General features: G+C 66.8%; 17 protein-coding genes. 2 read left to right on the top strand and 15 right to left on the bottom strand.

Annotated elements, in window-relative coordinates; genetic code table 11:
* Positions 1 to 31: 31 nt before the first annotated feature.
* From BWR19_02030 to BWR19_02010, 5 genes are all read right to left on the bottom strand, one after another.
* Positions 32 to 1,447, bottom strand: a complete 1,416-nt coding sequence (locus BWR19_02030; protein APX91817.1) for an MFS transporter — start codon at positions 1,445 to 1,447, stop codon at positions 32 to 34.
* A gap of 105 nt (positions 1,448 to 1,552) precedes the next feature.
* A complete protein-coding gene (locus BWR19_02025; GenBank protein ID APX91816.1) occupies positions 1,553 to 1,939 on the bottom strand; it encodes a hypothetical protein in 387 nt (128 codons plus the stop codon).
* 412 nt (positions 1,940 to 2,351) lie between these two features.
* Positions 2,352 to 3,872 carry a lysine--tRNA ligase gene (locus BWR19_02020; GenBank protein ID APX91815.1) on the bottom strand — a complete coding sequence of 507 codons (1,521 nt, stop codon included), beginning with the start codon at positions 3,870 to 3,872 and terminating at the stop codon, positions 2,352 to 2,354.
* 20 nt (positions 3,873 to 3,892) lie between these two features.
* Positions 3,893 to 4,921, bottom strand: coding sequence for a peptide chain release factor 2 (locus BWR19_02015; protein APX91814.1), 1,029 nt, complete (start codon positions 4,919 to 4,921; stop codon positions 3,893 to 3,895).
* 269 nt (positions 4,922 to 5,190) lie between these two features.
* Complete coding sequence (locus BWR19_02010; GenBank protein APX91813.1) at positions 5,191 to 6,492, bottom strand: Long-chain fatty acid transport protein; 1,302 nt, start codon at positions 6,490 to 6,492, stop codon at positions 5,191 to 5,193.
* A gap of 291 nt (positions 6,493 to 6,783) precedes the next feature.
* Here BWR19_02010 and BWR19_02005 point away from each other — a divergent pair, with 291 nt between their 5' ends.
* Positions 6,784 to 7,221 (top strand): MerR family transcriptional regulator, encoded by a 438-nt coding sequence (locus BWR19_02005; protein APX91812.1) that lies wholly within the window; start codon positions 6,784 to 6,786, stop codon positions 7,219 to 7,221.
* On the top strand, positions 7,214 to 9,730 hold the full coding sequence (locus tag BWR19_02000) for a copper-translocating P-type ATPase (protein APX94861.1): 2,517 nt from the start codon (positions 7,214 to 7,216) through the stop codon (positions 9,728 to 9,730). The genes BWR19_02005 and BWR19_02000 overlap by 8 nt, the downstream gene beginning before the upstream one ends.
* A 74-nt stretch (positions 9,731 to 9,804) precedes the next feature.
* Here the strand turns inward: BWR19_02000 and BWR19_01995 are convergent, their stop codons facing one another.
* The 10 genes from BWR19_01995 to BWR19_01950 form a co-directional block, all read right to left on the bottom strand.
* A complete protein-coding gene (locus BWR19_01995) occupies positions 9,805 to 10,422 on the bottom strand; it encodes a hypothetical protein (GenBank protein APX91811.1) in 618 nt (205 codons plus the stop codon).
* Between the two features lie 33 nt (positions 10,423 to 10,455).
* On the bottom strand, positions 10,456 to 12,249 hold the full coding sequence (locus BWR19_01990; GenBank protein ID APX94860.1) for a single-stranded-DNA-specific exonuclease RecJ: 1,794 nt from the start codon (positions 12,247 to 12,249) through the stop codon (positions 10,456 to 10,458).
* Positions 12,250 to 12,465: 216 nt separating this feature from the next.
* Positions 12,466 to 13,854 (bottom strand): threonine synthase, encoded by a 1,389-nt coding sequence (locus BWR19_01985; GenBank protein ID APX91810.1) that lies wholly within the window; start codon positions 13,852 to 13,854, stop codon positions 12,466 to 12,468.
* A 4-nt stretch (positions 13,855 to 13,858) separates the two neighbouring features.
* Positions 13,859 to 15,175, bottom strand: a complete 1,317-nt coding sequence (locus tag BWR19_01980; protein APX91809.1) for a homoserine dehydrogenase — start codon at positions 15,173 to 15,175, stop codon at positions 13,859 to 13,861.
* Positions 15,176 to 15,227: 52 nt separating this feature from the next.
* Positions 15,228 to 15,968, bottom strand: a complete 741-nt coding sequence (locus BWR19_01975; protein APX91808.1) for a protein-disulfide isomerase — start codon at positions 15,966 to 15,968, stop codon at positions 15,228 to 15,230.
* A gap of 2 nt (positions 15,969 to 15,970) precedes the next feature.
* The gene (locus BWR19_01970) at positions 15,971 to 16,861 is read right to left on the bottom strand and encodes a site-specific tyrosine recombinase XerD (protein APX91807.1); all 891 of its coding nucleotides are present in this window, start codon (positions 16,859 to 16,861) and stop codon (positions 15,971 to 15,973) included.
* A gap of 116 nt (positions 16,862 to 16,977) precedes the next feature.
* Positions 16,978 to 17,334 carry a 50S ribosomal protein L19 gene (locus tag BWR19_01965; protein APX91806.1) on the bottom strand — a complete coding sequence of 119 codons (357 nt, stop codon included), beginning with the start codon at positions 17,332 to 17,334 and terminating at the stop codon, positions 16,978 to 16,980.
* Positions 17,335 to 17,458: 124 nt separating this feature from the next.
* Positions 17,459 to 18,250 (bottom strand): tRNA (guanosine(37)-N1)-methyltransferase TrmD, encoded by a 792-nt coding sequence (locus tag BWR19_01960; GenBank protein ID APX91805.1) that lies wholly within the window; start codon positions 18,248 to 18,250, stop codon positions 17,459 to 17,461.
* An 18-nt stretch (positions 18,251 to 18,268) separates the two neighbouring features.
* Positions 18,269 to 18,835 (bottom strand): ribosome maturation factor RimM, encoded by a 567-nt coding sequence (locus tag BWR19_01955; GenBank protein APX91804.1) that lies wholly within the window; start codon positions 18,833 to 18,835, stop codon positions 18,269 to 18,271.
* A gap of 5 nt (positions 18,836 to 18,840) precedes the next feature.
* Entirely contained in the window at positions 18,841 to 19,089 is a 249-nt protein-coding gene (locus tag BWR19_01950) for a 30S ribosomal protein S16 (protein ID APX91803.1), read from the bottom strand.
* Between the last annotated feature and the right edge of the window lie 66 nt (positions 19,090 to 19,155).

Here is a 19,155-nt window from a genome sequence, read left to right as displayed (position 1 = left end):
ATTGTACTCTTTCAGTCCCGCCTCGGCGATTTCAATCCCGCTCCGGCGACGCACGCTCGGTAAGCGGCATGCGGGTATCGGGCGCCAGTGGAATACGCCGCAGGCTCACCGCCACGGCCAGCGCGCAGGCGCCGCAGCCGATCCACAGCGAGGCCTGCACCGAGCCTGCCCCGAGTGCCAGGAACACCCCGACCAGCGCCACGCCCAGGGACTGGCCGATGGTGCGGGTGGTGCTCATCATCCCCGAGGCGTTGTTGCTGCGCACCTTGGGTACGCTGCTCATCATCTCGCGGTTGTTGGGCGCCTGGAAGAACCCGAAGCCGAGCCCGCACAGCGCCGTGCGCCACAGGATATCCAGGATGCCGGCCTCCGCGGGGAGTAGCGCCAGCGCCAGCATGCCGGCCAGCAGCAGCGCCAGCCCCAGCGTCGAGAGCAGGGCTGGATTGAAGCGGTCGGCCAGGCGCCCGGCCAGCGGCGCGGCGAACATGATGGTCAGCGGCCAGGGCGTGAACAGCCAGGCGGTCTGCAGCGGTGAGAAGCCCATCTCCTGCTGATAGAGAAACGACAGCGCGACGAACGCCAGCCCCTGGCCGACGAAGGCCAGGCCCGAGACCACGATCGCCAACGTGAAGCGCGGCTCATCGAACAGCGTCAGCGGCAGCAGCGGGTGGCTGGCGCGGCGCTGGCGGCGCAGGAACAGCCAGCCGGCGACCAGGCTGGCCAGCAGCAGGCCCAGCACCTGCCACCACGGCGCCTGATGACCGGCGCCGTCCATGGCCAGGAAGAAGCTGGCCAGCATCGCCGCCGAGAGCAGCGCGCCGGCGATATCGAAGCCGCCGCGGCGGCGCGGCTCGACGGGTAGCGCCTTGACCGCCAGGGTCAGCGCCAGCAGCCCCACCGGCACATTGAGCGCGAACAGCCACGGCCAGTCGGCAAACGACAGGATCACGCCGCCCAGCGTGGGTCCCGAGGCGTAGCCGGCGGCGACCACCACCGCGCTCAGCCCCATGGCCGCGCCCAGCAAGCGGGTGGGAAAGATCAGCCGGTAGATCGAGGGGCCGATGGAGAGCGTGGCCGCCGCCCCGAGGCCCTGCAGGGCGCGAAAGGCCAGCAGCATCTCCAGGCCGTTGGCCAGCGCGGCTCCCAGCGAAGCCAGGGTGAACACCACCAGCCCGGCGATATACAGCCGGCGTCGGCTGACCAGCTCGCTGAGCGAGGCGAACAGCAGCAGCGTCGCGGCACATACGATCTGAAACAGGCTGACCACCCACACCGCCCGCGCCGCGGAGATATCGAGGTCGCGGGCAATCGACGGCAGGGCGATATTGATCATGGTGGTGTCGATCACCGCCATCAGGGTGCCGACCATCACCACCAGCACGGCAATGCGGCGCTCGCGACCGGGCAGACCATCGTCGTCGGGGCGGGTCTCGAACAATCGGCTCATCGGCTATCCTGACGTTCCACTGACACGAAAAGACCGGCCTGGGCCGGTCTCGGCTCCCCGTAGGGAGATCCTGCTGGGTGGGCGGCGAAATGGCCCGCCGACCCGTTAGTCCTGGTCGGTTTCGAGCAGCAGGGCGTCGTCGACCTCAGCGATCTCCAGCGGTGCCTCGTCGTCGAGGTCGACAGCCAGATAGCTGTGCTCGACCTGCACGAAGCGCTGGAACAGCGCCCAGTCGAGGCGCTCGGGCCACTGCCGTTCGTCCTCTTCCCAGGCGCGCAGCTCGGTCTCGAGAATTTCCATATAGCGTTCGTTGATGAACGCTTCGAGCGCTTCCGGGGTATCCATCTCCGGAATCAGGTAGACGGTGTTTTCGCGGTCGATATCGTCAATCGTCAAATCATCGTCACCGACCGTGGGCTCCAGGGAGTTGATCCAATCCAGAAAGGCCTGGGTCGGCTTGACGCTCAGGGCGGAGCGATTAAGCAGTTTCATCACGATCTCCTCGACGGCGAAACGCCGACCATTATGGGCGCTGCAAGCCTGGGTTACCAATACTTCCCATCGTTGAGGCAACAAGACGGGGCTGATCCGTCGACAGGCCTGCGAGGAGGCGCTGTAAATACATCCCTGTACGCTACCTTGCGCCCTGCTGCGCTCTCGCATCCTGCTCCGCTTGCAGGACCGGGGCTGGCCATCCATGGCCAGCCCGTTCGGAGACATGCTCCTCACCCAAGGCGCAAACCTCCTCTTCGGCCTGTCCCCGGCGCCCCTCAACGCTCGTTGCAACGTGCTTAGCTTTCAGAGCTCGGCTTTACTCCGCCCCTTAAGAATGAGGTTCGCTTTTGCCTTGCCCGTCTGGCTCTGATGCGCCGCGCCTCGCCTTACAGCTGCCCCAGGCGCCCCGTTAGTCGGCTTCCGGGCGCATGGCCGGGAACAGCAGCACATCGCGGATCGAGGCGCTGTCGGTGAACAGCATCACCAGCCGGTCGATACCGATGCCCTCGCCAGCGGTCGGCGGCAGGCCGTACTCGAGGGCGCGCACGTAGTCGGCGTCGTAGTACATCGCCTCGACGTCGCCAGCGTCCTTCTCGGCGGCCTGCTCGCGGAAGCGCTCGGCCTGGTCCTCGGCATCGTTGAGCTCCGAGAAGCCGTTGGCGATCTCGCGGCCGCCGACGAAGAACTCGAAGCGGTCGGTGACGAAGGGGTTGGCGTCGTTGCGCCGCGCCAGCGGGCTGACCTCGGCCGGGTACTCGATGATAAAGGTCGGCTGGTCGAGGCGATGCTCGGCGACCTCCTCGAAGATCTCGGTGTGCAGCTTGCCCAGCCCCCAGCTCGGCTTGACCTGGATGCCCAGGCGCTCGGCCACGGCTGCTGCGGCTTCGCGGCTGTCGAGATCGGCGTCGCTGATGCCCTCGCCATACTCGAGGATCGCCTGACGCATGGTCAGGCGGCGGAACGGCTGGCCGAACTCATAGGTGGTGCCCTGATACACCACCGAGGTGGTGCCCAGCACTTCCTGGGCGGCGTTGCGGATCATCTCCTCGGTGATGTCGAGCAGATCCAGGTAGTCCGCATAGGCCCAGTAGAACTCGAGCATGGTGAACTCGGGGTTGTGGCGCGTCGACAGCCCCTCGTTGCGGAAGTTGCGGTTGATCTCGAAGACCCGCTCGAAGCCGCCCACCACCAGGCGTTTGAGATACAGCTCCGGCGCGATGCGCAGGTACATGTCGATATCCAGCGCATTATGGTGGGTGATGAACGGCCGCGCCGCGGCACCGCCGGGGATCGGCTGCAGCATCGGCGTCTCGACCTCCATGAAGCCGCGCGCCTCGAAGAAGCGGCGAATCGAGGCGATCACCCCGGCGCGCACCTCGAAGGCCTTGCGCGACTCGGGGTTCATGATCAGGTCGACGTAGCGCTGGCGGTAGCGCGCTTCCATGTCGGTGAGGCCGTGGAACTTGTCGGGCAGCGGCCGCAGGCTCTTGGTCAGCAGCGTGGCCTCGACCATCATCACGTAGAGGTCTCCCTTGCCCGATTTGTGCACCGGCCCGCGACCGGCGACGATGTCGCCGATATCCCATCCCTTGATGTCCTCGAGCACCTCGGCGGGCAGCCCCTTCTTGTCGACGTAGAGCTGGATCTGCCCCGAGACGTCCTGAATCACGATGAACGGACCGCGCTTGCGCATGATGCGCCCGGCGACCGCGGCCTGGCGGTCGAGGGCCTCGAGCTCGGCCTTGTCCTTGTCGCCCAGCTCGGCATCCAGCTCGGCGGCCAGGCTGTCGCGGCGAAAGTCGTTGGGAAAGGCGCTGCCGCCGGTCTTGGCAGCCTGCTCGCGGCGCGCCGCCAGCTTGGCGCGGCGCTCGGCGATCAGGTGGTTCTCGTCGTGCTGGGCGCTATTCGATGAGGCGTCGTGGTCGGCCATGTCGCTACCTGTTGAAAGAGTTACAAACCTTGCTTGAGGCTGGCTTCGATGAACTGGTCAATATCGCCATCAAGCACCTTGTCGCAGCTGCTCGACTGCACGCCGGTACGCAGGTCCTTGATGCGCTGATCGTCCAGCACGTAGGAGCGGATCTGGCTGCCCCAGCCGATGTCGGCCTTGGACTCCTCGGCCTCCTGCTTGGCGGCGTTGCGCTTCTGCATCTCGTGCTCCCACAGCCTGGCCTTGAGCTGCTTCATGGCGAAGTCGCGGTTGGCGTGCTGGCTGCGCTGGCTCTGGCAGGCCACCACGATGCCGGTCGGCTCGTGGGTGATGCGCACCGCCGAGTCGGTGGTGTTGACGTGCTGGCCGCCGGCACCGCTGGAGCGGTAGGTATCGGTGCGCAGGTCGGCGGGGTTGATCTCGACCTCGAAGCTGTCGTCCACCTCCGGCGACAGAAACACCGAAGCGAACGAGGTGTGGCGACGGCCGCCGGAGTCGAACGGGCTCTTGCGCACCAGGCGGTGCACGCCGGTCTCAGTGCGCAGCCAGCCGAAGGCGTGATCGCCCTGGACGTGGATGGTGGCCGACTTGATGCCCGCCACCTCGCCGGCCGAGACCTCGGTGATTTCGGCCTTGAAGCCGTGGTGCTCGGCCCAGCGCAGGTACATGCGCAGCAGCATGTTGGCCCAGTCCTGGGCCTCGGTGCCACCGGAGCCGGCCTGGATATCGAGATAGGCGTTGTTCTCGTCCATTTCGCCGGAGAACATCCGCCGAAACTCGAGCTTCTCGAGGCTCAGCTGCATGCCGTCGAGCTCCTTGCGGACCTCCTCGACGGTGCCCTCGTCCTCTTCCATCTCGGCCAGCTCGAGCAGGTCGGCGCTATCGGCCAGGCCCTGGTCGAGCTCGTCGATGGTGGCGACGATTTGCTCCAGGGAGGCGCGCTCCTTGCCGAGCTTCTGGGCATAGTCCGGATCGCTCCAGACATTGGGGTCTTCCAGCTCGCGGGTAACCTCTTCTAGCCGATCCTTCTTCTCGGCATAGTCAAAGATACCCCCTCAGGACGTCTGTCCGCTCGGACAGGTCCTTGATCTGATTGTGAATCGGGTTGGTTTCCAACATGTGGCTCGCCTGAGTCTGCAGGGAAAACGGCCACCGCGGCCCCGGCGCAAGACCGAGCCGCGGTGGCACGAAAAAGAGCGCCATTGTAGCGAAACCCGGCCGCGCCAGCCATCCCGTGGCGCGCTGGCAGCCCTGAACGACGACACCCGGCCGAAGCCGGGTGTCGCCTTGCTGCGCGTGCTGGCTGTGCCTACATCGCTTAGAAGCGGTAGGTCAGCTGCGCGCCGAAGCCGTGGGCTTCGTTTTTGTAGTTGGCGGAGTAGGTTGCCCCGCCCTGGCCTTGGTAAAGATCATCCCGCGATTGATCGACGAAAGTGCCACGCTCGGTGAGGTAGGAGTAGGCGAAATCCAGGGTCAGGTCGTCTGTGGGCGTCCACCCAGCGCCAACCGAGAAGATCCGGCGGTCGTCCGAGGGAATCCGTACGCTACGAAACTCGTCGCTGGTCGGGGTATTGTCGATAGTCACACCAGCGCGCAGTGCGAGCTGCGGGTTGAGCTGATACTCGCCGCCCACTGCAAAGGCCCAAGCGTTGCTATAGTCCTGAGTTTCCTGGGTTATGACATCACCCTCGCTACCTGTGACCAAAATCTGATCGAAGCGGCTCCAACGCACCCAGGAAGCGCCCGCCATCAGTTTAAGGCGGTCGCTCATCTGCTGCGTCACCGAGAAGTTGACGGTCTCAGGCGTCGTGAGATCAAGGTTTGCGCTATCAGCCCTGACCACATTACCGGCAGGATCCGTGGCACTGAAGTCACCGGTCAGGGTGTAGTCAACCTTGGAGCGATAGGTCAAACCGAAAGTGGTCTCTTCCACCGGCTGATAAATCACACCAATATTGTAGCCCCAGGCATCGTCATCCCCCTCCACGCGGGAGTCGATATCTGCCGAGGGATCGAACGGTGCCGCCGTATCACCCGGTAGCTGCCTGCGCAGCTCACCGTCGACCTGGTTATAGGTAATACCCACACCCAGTGCCAGTTGATCATTGAAGCGATACGACACCGTCGGCTGGGCGCTGATTACACGCACTTCCGTGTAGTCGCCAAAATAACGGCCTTGGAAACCATCCTCATAGTCGGTCTTGGAGCCGAAAGGCGCGTAAACGCCGAAACCGAATGCCAAGCGCTCATTGACCGGCTGGGCATAAAAAGCATAAGGAATGAGCGTGCCAGGCACCATATCACCATCGCTGGAACCTGGAATGTTACCAGTCGGGAATCCCCCAAGCTGGCCCTCGCTCTCCACGTTGTCGATGTCGGTGCTCACATCGAGGTACGTGCCGCCGACGGAGACTTGCGCCCGATCCAGAAACGACATCCCCGCCGGGTTGCCGAAGACGATGGTGGCATCGTTGACGTTGGAGCTGCGCCCGGCGTGGCCGTAGCCCTGTCCGCTGACGCTCTGCTCGTTGATCTGGTAGCCGCCGGCGTTGACCTGACTGGCGAAGGCGGCGGCGGCGATGGCGACGGCCCAGGTGAGCTTGTTGACGTTGTTGTGCATGTTATCGACGTCCTTTTCCAGGTGAGGCTGGAGCTGTTTTTCTGGCTTGCCCGCACCGGGCAAGAGCTTAGGCCCTCTTTTTCGCCCATCGCGCCGCCAGGATCAAGGCCAAACGTTTGTTTTAACGCAGTTTTTTCTAATACTTTGGTCGCACAAACGTTTGATCTCTCGAACTTTCATTGACTTAGCCTGTCTCGCCGCCGCTCTCCTCGGGCGTGTGCAACGTTGCTTGACCTAGGTGTTACCCAGAGGTTTTACACTTGCGGCACGACGTCCATTTGCGAGGGCACCATGAAAGTCAGCGAACTGGCCAGGGCCGCCGACGTCACCGCCGAGACGGTGCGCCACTACACCCGCGAAGGCCTGCTCACCCCACGCCGCCACCCGGAAAACGGCTATCAGCTGTACGGGCAGCACGACCTGTCGCGGCTGCGCTTTATCCAGCGCGCCCGCACGCTGGGCTTCAGCGTGCGCGAGATCGGCGAGATCCTCGAGCACGCCGACCACGGCGATTCGCCCTGCCCGATGGTGCGCGACATGCTCGCCGCGCGCCTGCCCGAGGTGCGCGCCAAGATCGCCCGGCTCGAGGAACTCGCCGCGCGAATGCAGCAGGCCCTCGACACCTGGGCCGACATGCCCGACGGCACGCCGGACGGCCACAGCCTGTGCCGGCTGATCGAGAGTTTTCCACAGCCCCTGGATGCCAGGCGAGGCGATCGCCATGAGTGATACCCCCATCGAGCGCCGGGTCCCGGGGATCAGCTGCCAGGGCTGCGTCGGCAAGATACGCCGCGCGCTGCAGGCCGAAGATCCCGACGCCAAGGTAGAGGGCGACCCGGCCGCCAAGCGGCTGTGGGTGAGCAGCGGGCTAAGCGAGATACGGCTAGATGCGCTGCTGCAGGAAAGCGGCTTTCCGCCCGGCGATATGCACACCGATGCGCCAGCCAGTCCCGACGACGCACCCGCCGCGCCCCCGACACCCACGGCCCGCAGCGGCGACAGCCAGCGCCTGGCGATCTCGGGCATGACCTGCGCCAGCTGCGTGCGCTCGGTGCAGGAGGCCCTTGCCAAGGCACCCGGCGTGGAGAGTGCCACGGTCAACTTCGGCAGCCATACCGCCCAGGTCTACGGCCGCGCCGAACGTGACACCCTGATCCGCGCCGTGGAGGCCGCGGGCTACGGCGCCGAGCCGATTCTCGACCTGCGCCAGGCCGAGCAGACGCGTCAGCGTAACGACGCCCGCGAGTACCGCCGCCGGCTGCGCGGCAGCGCCTGGTCGCTGGCGCTGGCCGTGCCGCTGATGGCCAGCATGTTCGTCTATCACCCCCATCCGGTGGGCATGGGCCGACTGTTCTGGGCGCTGATCGGCCTGCTGACCCTGGCCGTACTGCTGGGGCCGGGCCGCCACTTCTTCGTCAACGCCTGGAAGGCCCTGCGCCACCACCAGGCCAATATGGACACCCTGATCGCCATGGGCACCGGCACCGCCTGGCTCTACTCCATGGCGGTGGTGATCTTCGCCCCCTGGCTGCCTATGGTCGCCCACGGCATCTACTTCGAGGCCTCGGCGATGATCATCGGCCTGGTGCTGCTGGGCAATGCCCTGGAGCTGCGCGCCCGAGGCCGCACCAGCGAGGCGCTTAGGCGCCTGCTCGACCTGCAGAGCCTCCGCGCCCGGGTGATCCGCGACGACGAGGAGTTCGAGGTCGAGCTGGATGCGGTGCGCCAGGGTGACCTGATCCGCGTGCGTCCCGGCGAGCGCCTGCCGGTGGACGGCGAGGTGGTCGAAGGCGCCAGCCATATCGACGAGTCGATGCTCACCGGCGAGCCGCTGCCGGTGGGCAAGGCCGAGGGCGACGAGGTCAGCGCCGGCACCGTCAACGGCAAGGGCGGACTGGTCTACTGCGCCACCCGGGTCGGCGACGACACGCGGCTGGGCCAGATCACCGAACAGGTGGCCCGCGCCCAGAACTCGCGACCGCCGATCGGCGCCCTGGCCGACCGCATCTCGAGCATTTTCGTGCCCACGGTGATGATCATCGCCGTGCTCACCGCGCTTGCCTGGTTCAACATCGGCGCCGAGCCGCGGGTAATCCATATGCTGGTCACCGCCACCACGGTGCTGATCATCGCCTGCCCCTGCGCGCTGGGCCTGGCGACGCCGATCTCGACCATGATCGGGGTCGGCAAGGCCGCCGAGCGCGGGGTGCTGGTGAGAAGCGGCGAGGCGCTGCAGATCGCCAGCAAGCTCACTACCTTGGTGCTCGACAAGACCGGCACCCTGACCCAGGGCAAGCCCCGGGTGACCGAGGCGCACGTTTTCCCTGAGGCGGCCCTGGAGGCCGACCGGCAGAGCGTACTGGGCCTGGTGGCGGCGCTGGAGCGCGGTTCGGAGCACCCGCTGGCCGCGGCGCTGTTGACGCACGCCGAGGAGAGCGGCGCCGAGGCCGCCGCGATTCGCGGCTTCGAGAGCGTCACCGGCGGCGGCGTCAAGGCCGAGAGCAGCGATGGTCGGCCGCTGCTGCTGGGCAATGCCCGGCTGCTGGAAGGCGCCGGCGTCGACCTGGCGCACGGCAAAGCGAAGGCGGGCGAGTTGGAGCAGCAGGCCCGCACCGTGGTCTATCTGGCCGTGGATGGCCGGCTCAGCGCCCTGTTCGGCATCAGCGATCCGCTGCGTGACGACAGCGTGGCCGCGGTCAGGCGTCTGCAGGCCGACGGCCTCAAGATCGTGATGCTGACCGGCGACAACCCACACACTGCGGCGGCGATTGCCCGCGAGGTGGGCATCGACGACTTCCGTGCCGGGCTGCTGCCCGAGGACAAGCACGCCGAGATCGAACGCCTGCAGCAGGCCGGCGAAGTGGTCGGCATGGTCGGTGACGGCATCAACGACGCCCCGGCCCTGGCCCGCGCCGATGTCGGCTTCGCCATCGGCCAGGGCACCGACGTGGCCATCGAGAGCGCCGGCATCACCCTGATGCGCGGCTCGCTGCACGGTATCGCCGACGCCATCGAGATCAGCCGCGCCACGCTGACCAATATCAAGCAGAACCTGTGGGGCGCCTTCGGCTACAACAGCCTGTGCATCCCCATCGCCGCCGGGGTGCTCTACCCCTTCACCGGCATGCTGCTGTCGCCGATGATCGCCGGGGCGGCGATGTCGCTGTCATCGATCACCGTGGTCAGCAACGCCAACCGCCTGCGGCTGTGGAAGCCGCGTCAGGAGGCCGCCTCATGAGCTGGATCGTCAATCTCGCAGGCCTCGCGCTGATCGCCGCCATCGTCTGGTGGTTCTGGCTGGCCAAAAGCTGATCAGCTGACGCCCATATAGCGGCCGGGCTTATGATTCAGCGCCACGATCAGGTTGAGCACCAGCGCGCCGATCACCGATAGCGCCACCTTGTCCAGCGGCAGCATGAAGCAGGCGATCAGCAGCAGCAGGCCATCGACGGCCAGCTGCACGTAGCCGGCGCGCCAGCCGCGGCTGTCCTGCAGGTAGAGGGCGAGGATGTTGATCCCGCCGAGGCTGGTGCGGTGGCGAAACAGCACCAGCATGCCGATGCCGATCAGGCTGCCGCCCATCAGCGCCGCATAGACGGCGTTGAGAGCGGCCACGTCGAGCCAGCGGCCGGTGAGCTCAGCGAATAGCGACACCAGGGCGATGGCGACGAAGGTGCGCAGGGTAAAGCTCCAGCCCATGCGGCGGATCGCCAGGTAATAGAACGGCAGGTTGATCACGAAGAACACCACCCCGAAGCGCCAGCCGGTGGCGTACTGAACCAGAAACGCCATGCCCGCGGTGCTGCCGGTGAGCAGCAGCGCCTGGCTATAGAAGTGCACCCCAAGCGCCACCAGCAGGGTGCCGAGCAGCATCGCCATGACGTCTTCGTAGGGGCGATGCGGATCCTGAGGAAGGTCGGTCTCTTCCATTCATGCGTCCTTGTGAGATAGGGATTATGGCGTTCAGCGCGGCTCGGCGTGCTCGATCATCAGCTGCAGGCTCTCACGCCCGCGCCAGCGGTTGCGGTTGAGCTTGTAGGCGCAGCGCAGCGTCGCGCCGAGCCCGAAGGGCGGCAGCTCGCCGGGAGTCAGGGCGCGGAACCAGATCGCCTTGAGGCTGACGCCCTCGCGGGACAGCTCGAGCATCAGGTGGTTGCCCTCGGCCCCTACCGCACGCAGCGACTCGACCAGGAAATCACCCTCGAACAGCGGCGCATCGAACTCGCGGCCGTAGGGAGCCAGCGCGGCCAGTTCGTCGAGGCTGGCCAGGCTGAGCTGCGCGGCGTCGAGCTCCCCGTCGGTGAGGATGCGCGGATAGAGCTCGACCTCCCCCAACTGCTCGCTGACCGCCTGGCGCAGCGCGGCGTGGAACGCCTCGAGCTGGTCGACGGGCACGCCGACGCCCGCCGCCCCACGGTGGCCACCGAAGCGCGGCAGCGCCTGGGGCGCCAGCTCGTGGGCTCGCTGCAGGGCGTCGCGCAGGTGCAACGCCTCGATGGAGCGCCCCGAGCCGGTCAGCATGCCGGGCTGGGCCGCCGGGGTCAGCACCAGGGTCGGGCGGCCGTAGGCCTGCACCAGCCGCGAGGCGACGATGCCCTGCACCCCGGCGTGGCCCTGCTCCAGATACACCAGCAGCAGCGGCGCATCGGCAGCCAGCTGCGGCTGGGCCAGCGCCCGGGCCTGCTCGGCCATGTCGGCCTCGATGGCCTTGCGCGACTGGTTGTCCTGGTCGAGCACCTCGAGATGCCGCTGCGCGAGATGATCCTCCTCGGCGAGCATGAAGTGCAGCGCCGCATAGGGGTCGTCGAGGCGCGAGCGGGCGTTGATCCGCGGCCCCATCTGGAAGGCCAGGGTCTCGGCATCGAAGGGCACGCTGTCGGCACCGAGGCGCTCGGCCATGGCCCGCCAGCAGGCGGCGTCCATGCGGTTGATCAGCGTCAGGCCGTGGCTGACCACGGCGCGGTTGGCCGGACTGCCGCCCAGCGACACGCAGTCGGCCACCGTGCCCAGCGCCACGTAGGAGAGCCACGGCGAAAGCTTGGGCGTCGACTCCGGCAGCGCGCCCCACTCGATCAGCACCTGGCGGGCCAGCGACATGGTCAGCCAGGCCACCATGCAGCCGGCGATGGTCGGGTCGGGGTAGTCGCAGTCGTCGCGGGTCGGGTTGACGACGGCATAGGCCGAGGGCGGCGGCCCCTCCAGCGGCAGCGCGTGATGGTCGCTGACCACCACGTCGATGCCTTCGGCCTTGAGCCGGGCGATGCGCGGTTCGTCGGAGCTGCCGCAGTCGGCGGTGATCACCAGGCTCGGCCGCGGCGAAAGGCGCAGCGCACGCTCCACCAGCGGCAGGCTGATGCCGTAGCCATCGTTGATGCGGTGGCCGATCAGGCTGTGCAGGCGGCTGGCCGGCACCCCGAACAGCTCGGTGAGGGTGCGCAGGATCACCACATGGGAGGTGATGCCGTCGACGTCGTAGTCGGTGAGGATGCCGATGTGCTCGCCCTCCATCACCGCCTGGGCGATACGCTCGGCGGCACGGCGGCCGTCGGCGAGGCGCTCGGGGTGGGCGAGGTGGCGCAGGCTCGGCGACACCAGCGCCTCGATCTCGCCTTGATAGCCGGCCAGGCGACCGGCCAGGACCCGCGCCTGCAGCTCGGAGAGCCCTTCGCGCTGGGCGCGGGCATAGAGCGCTTCGTCCCGCGGGCGCGGCTCCAGCCGCGGCGTGAGCCGGCTATGCAGGTCTGGGGGGGCTGTCACGTCCAAGCGTGGCTCCTGTTACAACGAAGGGGCGTGTTGCGGTCACAACCAAGTTCAGGGCGCCAGCACCGATAGTGAGGGGCGCCGGGGACAGGTCGTAGCGGGGGTCCGATTCCAGGGATGGAATCGGTAGCGCCCAGGGATGGGTTCACAGCGCCCCCGCATAGACCTGTCGCCGGATCAGCCCCGAACCGGCCAGCAACGGTCATGGAGTGGTTACCGCCGATGCTCCGCCACGTACTGCTGCACCTCGGCGAGCTCCGCCGGCAAAACGGCATAGCGCTCCTCGCGCTCCAGCAGGTCGTCCATATGCGGCGGCAGCGGCACACCCGGGAAGCCGGCCTTGACCACCGCCTCGGCGAACTTGGCCGGGTGGGCGGTGGCCAGGGTAATCATCGGCGTGGCGGCATCGGCCCGCGCCCGCTCGGCGGCGCGATAGCCGGTGGCGGTATGCGGGTCGAGCAGCTCCTTGGTGCGGTGGTGCGCCTCGCGAATCACCTCGAGGATGGTGGCATCGTCGACACTGTGGCTGGCGAACAGCGAGCGCAGCCGCTCGAGCGGCGCCTCGGCCAGCGCCGTGGGCTCGGCCTGGAAGCGTTCGAGCAGCTGGCGAACCGCCTCGCCGTCACGCTCGTAGGCCTCGAACAGCAGGCGCTCGAAGTTGGACGACACCACGATATCCATCGACGGCGCCAGGGTCGCCTTGAGCTCCTGCTTGGAGAAGTCGTTGGCGGCCAGGGTGCGATGGAGAATGTCGTTGGCGTTGGTGGCGATGATGAACTGCTTGACCGGCAGCCCCATGCGCGACGCCATGTAGCCGGCGAAGACGTTGCCGAAGTTGGCCGACGGCACGCAGAAGCTGACCTGGCGATGCGGCGCGCCCAGCGCCACGCCAGCGGCCACGTAGTAGACGATCTGGGCCATGATGCGCGCCCAGTTGATCGAGTTGACCGCCACCAGCCGGGTGCCGTTCAAGAACGACTGATCGGCGAAGCTCGCCTTGACCATCGCCTGGGCGTCGTCGAAGTTGCCCTCGATGGCGATATTGAAGACGTTGTCGGCGAGCACCGAGGTCATCTGGCGACGCTGCACCTCGGAGACCCGGTTGTGCGGGTGGAGGATGAAGATATCGAGGTTGTCGCAGTGGCGGCAGCCCTCGATGGCGGCGGACCCGGTATCGCCGGAGGTGGCGCCCATGATCACCGCACGCTCGCCGCGCTTGCTCAGGAAGTGGTCGAGCAGCCGGCCGAGCAGCTGCAGGGCGACGTCCTTGAAGGCCAGCGTCGGGCCGTGGAACAGCTCGAGCAGGAAGTGATTGGCGTCGAGCTGGTTGAGCGGCACCACCGCATCGTGGCTGAACGAGGCGTACGCCTCGGTAACGATGCCACGAAACGTCTCGTCGTCGATCTCGCCGTTGACGAACGGCTTCATCACCCGGAAGGCGATCTCGGCATAGGAGAGTCCGGCCATCGCCGCCAGGTCGTCGCTGCTCAGCTGCGGGATTTGCTCCGGCACATAGAGGCCGCCGTCGCTGGCCATCCCAGTCAGCACGACATCCTCGAAGGAGAGCGCGGGCGCCTGCCCGCGGGTACTGATATAGCGCATGGTGTTATTCCTGCTCGTCCAGCGATTCGACGCGGATGCGGGTCAGCGGACCGGCGATATCGGCCAGCGACTCGAGCTGACGGATGGCGTCGTTCATGTTCTTCTCGCGGGTGCGGTGGGTAAGCAGGATGATCGGCACCAGCTCGCCCTCGGTAGCCTCTTTCTGGATGATCGCCTCGATCGAGATGCCCTGCTCGGAGAGGATCGTCGCCACCCGCGCCAGCACCCCGGGGCGGTCCACCGCCAGCAGCCGCAGGTAGTAGGCGGTGACGATCTCCTCCATGGGCAGCATCGGCAGGTTATTCTCGACATCGGTAATCCCGCCAAACGCCAAGTAGGGCACCCGGTAGCGGTGGGCGGTGGTGATGTCGCGGGCCACATCGAGCAGGTCGGCGACCACCGCCGAGGCGGTCGGCTCGGAACCCGCGCCGGCGCCGTAGTAGAGGGTCGGGCCAACCGCATCGCCCATTATCGCGATGGCGTTCTTGACGCCGTGCACGTTGGCCAGCAACCGCTCCTTGGGAATCAGGGTGGGATGTACGCGCAGCTCGAAGCCGTCGTCGGTTCGCTTGGAGATGCCCAAGTGCTTGATGGTGTAGCCGAGGTTATCGGCCTGCTCGATGTCTTCCGAGGTGATCCGCGAGATGCCCTCGGTATAAGCCTTCTCGAACTGCAGCGGCACGCCGTAGGCGATCGAGGCGAGAATGGTCAGCTTGTGGGCGGCGTCGATGCCCTCGATGTCGAAGGTCGGATCGGCTTCGGCATAGCCCAGCGCCTGGGCCTCGGCCAGCACGTCTTCGAAGGCACGGCCCTCATCGCGCATATGGGTGAGGATGTAGTTGCCGGTGCCGTTGATGATGCCGGCCAGCCACTGGATGCGGTTGGCCCCCAGCCCCTCGCGCAGCGACTTGATGACCGGGATGCCGCCTGCCACCGCCGCCTCGAAGGCGACGATCACGCCCTTCTCGTGGGCGGCCTGGAAGATCTCGTTGCCGTGTACGGCGATCAGCGCCTTGTTGGCGGTAACCACGTGCTTGCCGTGCTCGATGGCGGTGAGTACCAGCTCGCGGGCCACGTCGTAGCCGCCGATCAGCTCGACCAGCACGTCGATATCGGGGTTGCGCGCCACCTCGAAGACGTCGCCGGTGGTCTTGACGCCGGTGGTATCGCAGTCCGGATTGTCACGACGCATCGCCACCTGTTCGATGACGATCGGCCGCCCGGCTCGCCGCGCGATGTCGTCGGCGTTGCGCGTCAGCACGTTGAAGGTGCCACCGCCGACGGTCCCCAAACCACAGATTCCCACTCTCACCGGTTTCAAATCGCTCTCCCCTTGCTTGTGTGATGGCGTGTCGCTGTGGGCGTCAAGCGCCTTACTGATTGATCTCGAGCATCTCGGCCAGGCGCTCGGCGGGCACGTAGCCCGGCACCATGCGGCCATCTGGCAGGATGATCGCCGGCGTACCCTGGACGCCGACATCCAGACCCAGATGATACTGGTCCTCGACCGGATTGTCGCAGCCATGACCATTGTCGAGACGAACTTCACGCTTGGCGTCAGTCATCGCTTCGCTGCCGCTGTCGGCACACCAGATCTGCTGCAGGATACGCCCCCCCTCGGCATTCAACCCCGAGCGCGGAAAGGCCAGATAGTGCACCTCGATGCCCATGGCGTTGAGCTGCGGCACCTCTTCGTGGAATTTGCGGCAGTAAGGGCAGGTCGGGTCGGTGAAGACATAGACCACCGCCTGGCTTTCGGCGCCGCGGAATACCACCTTGTCCTGCTCGGCAACGCCCGCCAGGCGCTCGGCCCGCTGTTCATTGCGCCCCTGCTCGGTAATGTTGACCAGGCCGCTGTCGGCGTTCTGGTAGATATCGCCGACCAGGAAATACTCGCCCGCCGCATCGCTGTAGAAGGTTTCGCCGTTCTCCAGGCGCACCTCGAAAAAGCCCGACAGCGGCGTCTCGCGCACCTCCTCCACCGGCATCGGCTCGCCGTTGACGGTCAGCCGCTCGGCCAGCTGATGATGGGTGGAGGCCAGCGCAGAGGCGCTGACGGCGAACAGGGAGGCGGCCAGCAGGCGGCTCAGCAGGGCAGGCAGTGATGACGTCATGTTCAACCTCGAGGATGGTGATCGGCGTGCAGTGTTTCCAGGCGAGCCTGGGCAACGTGCGTATAAATCTGGGTCGTCGACAGGTCGCTGTGACCCAGCAGCAGCTGTACGACACGCAAATTGGCACCATGATTCAACAGGTGCGTGGCAAACGCATGGCGCAGCGTGTGCGGCGACAGCGGCTTGTCGATACCGGCGCGACGCGCATGGGCCTTGATGCGGTGCCAGAAGGTCTGGCGGGTCATGCAGCGGTCGTGGCGGCCGGGAAACAGCGGCGGCCGGGTGATATCGCTCATCAGCGCACCGCGCCCGCCGCGCAGGTAGCGCTCGACCCACACTAGCGCCTCCTCGCCGAGCGGTACCAGCCGCTCCTTGTCGCCCTTGCCCAGCACGCGCACCACGCCCTGGCGCGGGTTGACGGCATCCACCGTCAGCCCGACCAGCTCCGAGACACGCAGGCCGCCGGCATAGAGGACCTCGAGCATGGTGCGGTCGCGCAGCCCCAGCGGGGTATCGGTGTCCGGCGCCGCCAGCAGCCGCTCCACCTCCTCCTCGTCGAGCGTATCGGGCAGATTGGGCTGCACCCGCGGCAGCCGCACCTCGGCCAGCGGATCGCGCTCGATCAGGCCCTCGCCCAGCGCCCAGCGGTAGAAGCGCCGCAGGCTCGACACCAGCCGGGCGTTGCTGCGCAGCTGGTAGCCGGCGGCGCGGCGTGCCTCGAGCCACACCGCGATGCGGCTACTGCCCGGCGCCAGCAGCGACTCGCCGTGTTCGGCGAGGCACGTCGCCCAGGCGCTGAGGTCGCGCCGATAGGCGGCCAGGGTGTGCTCACTGGCGCCCTGCTCCAGCCACAGCGCGTCGAGAAACGCATCGATCCGCTCGCTATCCTGCATCGCTCCTCGCTTGGCCAGTCCGGCCCTGAATGCAACGAGACCCCGCCCCGCGCAAGCGGTGACGGGGTCTCGCGAGGCGCGCCATGCGGCACGCCATGGCCATCGCGCGGTGGCGCTTAGGCCAGCTTTTCCTTGATGCGTGCGGACTTGCCGCTGCGCTCGCGGAGGTAGTACAGCTTGGCTTGACGCACGTCACCGCGACGCTTGACGTCGATGGCCGCCACCAGCGGGCTGTAGGTCTGGAAGGTACGCTCGACGCCAACACCGTGGGAGATCTTGCGCACGGTGAAGGCGGAGTTGAGGCCGCGGTTGCGCTTGCCGATCACCACGCCTTCGAAGGCCTGCAGACGCTCGCGGGTGCCTTCCTTGACCTTGACCTGGACGACCACGGTGTCGCCCGGGGCAAAGGCCGGGATTTCCTTGGACATCTGCTCGGCTTCGATCGCCTGGATCACCTTGTTCTTGCTGCTCATTGCTAGCTCCTCGATACATTGATGCCAGCGGCCATGCCGCTTGGCTGTGACCCCGACGCTCGCCGCTGTTGCGATGACGCGGGAATCGCTGGTGTGTGACACAGGTGCCTCGCCGGTCGACGTCTCAGACGTCCGACTCGGGACGAGTGCCCTGCACCTCCGCCTGATCGGCGTAGTCGGCGATGAACTCTTCGAGCAGCTTGCGCTGTTCGCGGCTCAACGCCTTGTCCTGCAACAGTTCCGGGCGCCGCTGCCAGGTGCGACCCAGTGACTGCTTCAAGCGCCAACGGCGAATCTCGCCGTGGTGGCCGCTGAGCAGTACGTCCGGCACCCGGCGCCCGTCGATCGCCTCGGGGCGCGTATAGTGCGGGCAGTCCAGCAGGCCGTCGTTGAACGAGTCCTCGACCGCCGAGTCCTGGTGGCCCAGCACCCCCGGCACCAGCCGCGCCGCGGCGTCGATCAGTACCATGGCCGGCAGCTCGCCGCCGCTCAGCACATAGTCGCCGATCGACCACTCTTCATCGATATCGGCCTCGACCACCCGCTCATCGATGCCTTCGTAGCGCCCCGCCACTACCACCAGCGGGCCGCCGCCGGCCAGTTCCTGCACCCCCTGCTGATCCAGCACTCGCCCCTGGGGCGAGAGGTAGATCACCTTGGCCGGCCGGCCGCTGGCGGCCTCGGCGCGGTCACGGGCGGCATGGATCGCCGCGCGCAGGGTGTCGACCTTCATCAGCATGCCCGGCCCGCCACCGTAGGGGCGGTCATCCACCGTGCGGTGCTTGTCCGTCGCGTAGTCCCGGGGATTCCAGAATTCCAGCTCCAGCAGCCCCTGCTTCACCGCTCTCCCCGTTACCCCGTAACGGCTGATCGCATCGAACATCTCCGGGAACAGCGAGACAACCCCAATCCACACGGCACTATTTCCAGACAGCTAGAAGTCGGGATCCCACTCCACCGTCATCTTCTCGGCGTCGAGATCCACCTCAAGCACCACCTGGTCGGGTAGAAACGGCAGCAGCCGCTCCTTGTCGTCGACGGCCTCGGCATCGCCCCTGACCACCAGCACGTCGTTGGCGCCGGTCTCGAACAGGTAGCTGACGCGGCCCAGGTCGACGCCCTCGCGAGTCATCACGCGCAGGCCTTCCAACTGATGCCAGTAATACTCACCCGGCGCGAGGCGCGGCAGGGCATGCTTGGGCAGCAGAATCTCCGCCCCCGCCCACTGCTCGGCCAGCTCACGCGACGTCATCCCTTCAAGACAGGCCACCAGGCCCTTGCCTTGGCGCCGCCCCTGGCTCAAGCGCCGGGTGACGGTATTGCCGTCGAGGCGCAGCTGCCACTCGGGGTAGTCGAGGATGCCGTCCATCGGGCTGGTGTACGAATACACCTTCAGCCAGCCCTTGACCCCGTAGGGACTGGTCAGCTTGCCCAGCACCACGTACTGGTCGTCGCTGCCCGTCTCGGGGCCGGCTAATGACTCTCTCACGGCGTCACGCATCAGGCTCAGGCCTGCTTGCGGGCTTCCTTGAGGAGTTCGGCGACGCGGTCGGAGACCTGGGCGCCCTGGCTCTGCCAGTGAGTCACGCGGTCGAGGTCGACGCGCAGGCGCTCTTCCTGGCCGCGGGCCACCGGGTTGAAGAAGCCGACGCGCTCGATGAAGCGGCCGTCACGAGACTTGCGCGAGTCGCTTACAGTCAGGTGATAGAAGGGACGCTTCTTGGCGCCACCACGTGCCAGACGAATGGTAACCATTGCGTTAACAGTCCTTCGGTTGGAGTTGCTGAAATGTCATTTGCTTACTGCTGCTCGGGCGGCGGG

The sequence above is a fragment of the Halomonas sp. 1513 genome, assembly GCA_001971685.1.
Classification (GTDB): Bacteria; Pseudomonadota; Gammaproteobacteria; order Pseudomonadales; family Halomonadaceae; genus Franzmannia.
This window is presented reverse-complemented; position numbering and strand designations above follow the sequence as displayed.